The sequence below is a fragment of the Synechococcus sp. R5-12 genome (assembly GCF_047502655.1).
In the GTDB taxonomy this organism is placed as follows: domain Bacteria; phylum Cyanobacteriota; class Cyanobacteriia; order Thermostichales; family Thermostichaceae; genus Thermostichus.
Genome location: NZ_JANSIM010000222.1, coordinates 1 through 4945, shown reverse-complemented (window position 1 = coordinate 4945; position 4945 = coordinate 1). Strand labels below are relative to the sequence as shown.

Below are 4945 nucleotides of genomic sequence, written 5' to 3'. Positions count from 1 at the left end.
TCAGCGTTGCGGAGCAATAGCGTTGCGGAGCAATAATGCAGGGGCCCAAAAGGTTTTTCTCAGTAGCCCGGCTGTCTCAGCCTAATCTGAAAATACTACATTAGTTTATATTGTTGAGTTTATATTGTTGGATTCTTAGTGTTAGAAGTTATCGAAAGTAAGTCTGTTTCCTTGGCGAGATCAGTTCTCGACTCCTGTGAAGTTGCATTTGTTGCACCTATCTCTGCCGTTGAGCTCGCCTCTCTCTGCCCCGCAACTGGAGCAATCCCTCTGTCAGCAAGTTGACCGGGAGCTGGGCCAGCCGGCTCGGCTTCTGCGCTGGAGCTTGACGGCGGTGGAAGGGAATCAAGCCTGGGTTGAGGTGGTCGCCACCACTGATGAGGGCTACTCGGATTTAGACTAGGACAACTCACTCTTAGTCAGCTTCTTGACAGACGTCTGCAAGAGTTTTCCCAATACCCCAGTGGTCTCAGACCAATCGAGAACCAACAGTTTCATTGCTACGTTAAAGAGATGGTTCATATTGATTGATGGAAATGGCTATCGGTACCCTTGCCCATTTTTGTCGTTTGGCCAATGTCTGTCTCTGCATCTGAACCAACTCCGGCTCCACTGCTGGCCGAGCAGCACCCCCCTGTCGCCCTCACCATCGCTGGATCCGACAGTGGTGGAGGGGCAGGGATCCAAGCGGATTTGCGCACCTTTGCTTTCCAACGGGTACACGGTACCTCTGCCTTGACCTGCGTGACTGCCCAAAATACCCTTGGGGTGAGCCGGGTCGATGCGCTGCCCCCCGAAGCCGTAGCCGCCCAAATCGAGGCTGTGGTGCAGGACATCGGGGTGCAAGGGATCAAGACGGGCATGTTGCTGAATGCCGAGATCGTGCTGGAGGTAGCCCGTCAGGTGGAGCGCTGGGCGTTGCGGCCTCTGGTGGTGGATCCGGTGATGGTGTCCCGCACGGGAGCAAAGTTGCTGGCAGATGAAGCCATTCAGGCCATCCGCGAGCGGCTGATCCCCTTGGCCCAGGTGCTGACCCCCAATCGCTATGAGGCGCAAATTTTAACGGGGCTGCAGCTGCAGTCCCTGGCGGATATGCAAACGGCGGCTCAGCAGATTCGCACCCTGGGCTGTGGAGCGGTGTTGGTCAAAGGTGGGGGTATGCCGGGGGAACTGCAGGGGGTGGATGTGTGGTTCGATGGCGAGCGACTGGAAGTGCTGAAAACAGAGCGGATCCCCACCCGCCACACCCACGGCACCGGCTGTACCCTCTCGGCGGCCATTGCAGCACAGATGGCCTGGGGCAGGGATCCCTTGGCGGCCACAGTGGCGGCCAAAGCCTATGTAACAGAAGCGCTGCGACATCCTTTGGCCATCGGGTCAGGGCAGGGGCCGGTGGGGCACTTCTACCCGCTTCTGTCCGGGATCGGCGAACCTGTGCCATAAGAGAGAAGTCCCTCTCTCTGGCTACTATGGCTGGCCCATTGAATCTTTCTAGGAAGGGATCCCTGCCCAAATGGCGGTTTTGGCTACCCCTACTGCTGCAGCTGGGTATCGTTCTGCTGATACCGGCTCGGCAAGCGCTGACTCTTGCTGTCGGAACCACGATCTACCTGCAAACGGCCCCTGTGGATCCCTATGACCTTTTGCGGGGCCGGTACGTGACCTTGGGCTACGTCGTCGGTCGGCGCTCCACCCTAGAGCAACTGCCGGGTTGGTCACCTGAATTGGAGACCCCAGGGATCCTTTATCTGCGCTTGGCTCCCCCCGCAGGGGATCCCACTCAACCTTGGCGAGCAATCGGTGTCAGCCGGGAGATGCCCAAAGATTTGCAGCCTGAAGAGAAAGTGCTGCGAGGCTGGTTTGACGGGCAGCAGCTCAAGTTGGGAATCGAAGAATTTTTTATTCCCGAAGCAGCTGGAGATGCCTTGGAAGAAGATATTCGGCGTTACCCTGAAGCCACGCGGGCAGAAGTGAAAGTGGATCCCTGGGGCAAGGCAGCATTGGTCGGCCTCTGGGTAGGGGAGCATCGGTACTAAGTGCTCATTCTGCCCGGCTTTAACGCTTTAACAATTAATCACCATATTCTGACATCCGAACCCGAAGGAGAGCCGGAAAACTGAATGGGGCAGGGATCCCTATCACTTGCCCCTCGAAACCCTGAAGATGGCGAGAACCGGAGCTGTGCCATTGAGGAGCTTGCTAAGTGCTGCACAGCCTTGCTCAACACCTGAATTAGGGTCATCCCAATTGGGTCAAACTTCTTCAGGTTTTCACTTCCGAATCTCTCCTATCCAACAGGTTTTGCAACCACACCTGAATATCCCGCAGGCTCTCCGGGGAAACTTCATGGCCCATCTCGTACTCGCGATAGGTAAAGTTCAGTGGCAGCGGGGCAAAATAATCCCGGATCTGACGGCCAAAAGCAATCGGCAAAACAGCATCAGCAGTGCCATGAACCACCAGGATGGCCAGGTGTTTCATCCGCTCCGGCTCCACCGCCTCGGCCAGGATCTCTGGAGATAGGCGCCCACTCATTGCCACCACCCCCGCCAGCTTCTCCGGCTGGGTCAGAGCCAAGTACAGGCTCATGATCGCCCCCTGGCTAAACCCCAGCAAATACACCTGCCTGGGATCCAGGGCAATACCCGGGATCCCACTGGGCAGCGTCTGTTCTAGAAAGCGGCTCAGGAGCTTGAGGCTATTGCGCGCTTGCTGGGGATCCCCCACCAGCCCTTCCGGTGTCCAGGCCATTTCAAACCAGGCAAACCCGCCTCCACTCCAAGGAATAGGGGCTCTCAAGCTGATCACCGCCAACCGAGGATCCAGATAGGGGGCCAACTGGAACAAATCCCCCTCGTGGCTGCCGATCCCGTGCAGCATCACCAACACAGGTGCGGATCCCAAGCCGACCTGTCGAGGCGGCTGAAAGCGGTAGGTGAGGGGCAAAGAAGAAGGCACGCAGCGGATCCTCAGAAGCAGAGACGGGGTATGGCCGGCCTACGCCCAATCCTGGGGCTGGCGGAGCACCTGGTAGAGCTTAGCTTCCCACGTGTCCGGCTGGGGCTCGTAGCCATATTCCCAGCGCACCAATGGCGGCAAAGACATCAAGATCGACTCGGTGCGGCCCTGGGTCTGTAGCCCGAAGATCGTGCCCCGGTCGTAGACCAGGTTAAACTCCACGTAACGCCCGCGACGATAGAGCTGGAATTGCCGTTCTCTCTCCCCCCATTCCATCCCCTGCCGCCGCTCCACAATCGGCACATAGGCCGGCAAGAAGGCGTCGCCACAGGTTTGCACCAACTCGAAAAGATGTTCCCAACTGCGGGATCCCACCCGCACCTGTAACGATGGTGGCTCAGAAGCCAGTTGTTCGGGATCCCCTTCCGCCTGGCCTTCAGGCCGATAGAGCAGCCCAGGGCGTTCATCCTGATAGTCGAAGAAAATGCCGCCAACGCCGCGCGCCTCGCCGCGATGAGGTAGGAAAAAGTAGCGATCGCACCAGATCTTGAAAACTGGGTAGTAGACGGGATCCAAGCGGTCACAGGCTGCCTTGAGGGTGCGGTGAAAATGGGCCGCATCCTCCTCAAACAGGTAATAGGGGGTGAGATCCATCCCGCCCCCAAACCACCAAACCGGCCCCGCCTCGAAATAGCGATAGTTCAGGTGTACCGTCGGCACATAGGGGTTGCGAGGATGCAACACCATAGAGGTGCCTGTGGCGTAGAAAGGATGCCCTGCCGCTTCTGGACGCTGCTTCAGAATCGAAGGGGGCAGATGGGATCCGAACACCTCGGAAAAATTGACTCCCCCCTGCTCAAACACGTCTCCCTGCTGAATGACCCGCGAGCGCCCGCCCCCTCCTCCAGGGCGTTCCCAACGGTCTTCCCGAAACTTGGCTTTTCCGTCTAGGGCCTCCAGACGGGCACAGATGTCATCTTGTAGGCGCTGCATGAATTGGCTCACCTGTTGACGGGCATCCACTGGCAGCGCTGTAGGGCTTGAGGCCAGCATCATAGTCTTCCAATCTCTCGAAACTCGACAAAAACCTCTCCAGCCCCCATCAAACCTCTCAGACTGGGAGAGCCGAACTGCCAAACTGAAGAGTTCTAACCTGGCCGGGCAAGAAACTCCCTGGAAATCCAGGCCGCTCTTGGATCTTACGTGGGAACCGCCTCATAGGGACGAAGTCGCGCCCATTTGTTCCGTTCCTCGCGAAAGCTCTGGCAGCCCACCACATCCCATTCCATCTCGGTGCCCCCATTGCGGATATTGACATTGATCTGGGGGCCCTGCGGCTCAAAATCCGGCGTCAGTGTGAGATGAGGTTGCTGATGCTGCGCTTCCACGGCATGGTAGGTGGTACAGCGATCCACGTAGTAGCAGTGAATACAAATACACATGGCTGCTGCCTGCAAGAAACGGTTCCCAATCTTGAGGGTAGCATCCTGCCTCCTTCCAGACGGCGGATCCCCTCTTTCTCAGCCGATTCTTGAGATATTTCTTAGCAAAGAGAGGCATCTCCTCGTCTCTCGTCTAAAATCTCGACATATTTCTCAGGATGGGGCTTGATCTGTCCTTAGGATCGAACCATCCAGGCTATCCAGAGGAACTGCCATGAACACCCACACCCGCTACCGCTTCACCTGCACCCTCTCCTTTGGAGATATCTACGGCCAGATCATCGTTTGGCTGATTGTCATCTTTGCCAGCTTGGCCGCTGCCCTCTCCCTGATGAATAGCCCCCTCTACGCTTTTCTCACCATTGCTCTGATTTTGGTGATCTCCCTGCCTTTCCTGCTCTTCGCCTTCGTGACCACCCTGCTCAATCACATCGAGTTTGCCGTTGTCCCTCCTGAGGAAGAGGAAAATCGCGCTGCTGCTGCCGCTAAGTCGCCCGTGGCCGTCAGCTAGAAATCGCAGGAGCCCCGCACTGTACCCGTAGGGT

Annotated in this window: 7 protein-coding genes; 4 read left to right on the top strand and 3 right to left on the bottom strand. The window is 57.4% G+C overall.

Features of this window, described 5'->3' with window-relative positions:
* Positions 1-196 precede the first annotated feature (196 nt).
* The 3 genes from NW843_RS11370 to NW843_RS11360 all read left to right on the top strand — a co-directional run bounded on the left by NW843_RS11370 (position 197) and on the right by NW843_RS11360 (position 2036).
* A complete protein-coding gene (locus tag NW843_RS11370) occupies positions 197-403 on the top strand; it encodes a hypothetical protein (protein ID WP_414522991.1) in 207 nt (68 codons plus the stop codon).
* A gap of 173 nt (positions 404-576) precedes the next feature.
* The gene (gene thiD / locus NW843_RS11365; protein WP_414522990.1) at positions 577-1443 is read left to right on the top strand and encodes a bifunctional hydroxymethylpyrimidine kinase/phosphomethylpyrimidine kinase; all 867 of its coding nucleotides are present in this window, start codon (positions 577-579) and stop codon (positions 1441-1443) included.
* A 26-nt stretch (positions 1444-1469) separates the two neighbouring features.
* Positions 1470-2036, top strand: coding sequence for a GDYXXLXY domain-containing protein (locus tag NW843_RS11360; RefSeq protein WP_414522989.1), 567 nt, complete (start codon positions 1470-1472; stop codon positions 2034-2036).
* A 226-nt stretch (positions 2037-2262) separates the two neighbouring features.
* Here NW843_RS11360 and NW843_RS11355 read toward each other — a convergent pair whose 3' ends face one another.
* The 3 genes from NW843_RS11355 to NW843_RS11345 all read right to left on the bottom strand — a co-directional run bounded on the left by NW843_RS11355 (position 2263) and on the right by NW843_RS11345 (position 4400).
* Positions 2263-2958, bottom strand: a complete 696-nt coding sequence (locus NW843_RS11355; protein ID WP_414522988.1) for an alpha/beta hydrolase — start codon at positions 2956-2958, stop codon at positions 2263-2265.
* Between the two features lie 39 nt (positions 2959-2997).
* Positions 2998-4011, bottom strand: a complete 1014-nt coding sequence (gene hemF, locus NW843_RS11350) for an oxygen-dependent coproporphyrinogen oxidase (protein WP_414422156.1) — start codon at positions 4009-4011, stop codon at positions 2998-3000.
* A 146-nt stretch (positions 4012-4157) separates the two neighbouring features.
* Positions 4158-4400, bottom strand: a complete 243-nt coding sequence (locus NW843_RS11345) for a Ycf34 family protein (RefSeq protein WP_011434378.1) — start codon at positions 4398-4400, stop codon at positions 4158-4160.
* A gap of 214 nt (positions 4401-4614) precedes the next feature.
* Between NW843_RS11345 and NW843_RS11340 the strand changes: the two genes are divergently transcribed.
* Positions 4615-4911 (top strand): hypothetical protein, encoded by a 297-nt coding sequence (locus NW843_RS11340; protein ID WP_011434379.1) that lies wholly within the window; start codon positions 4615-4617, stop codon positions 4909-4911.
* Positions 4912-4945 lie beyond the last annotated feature (34 nt).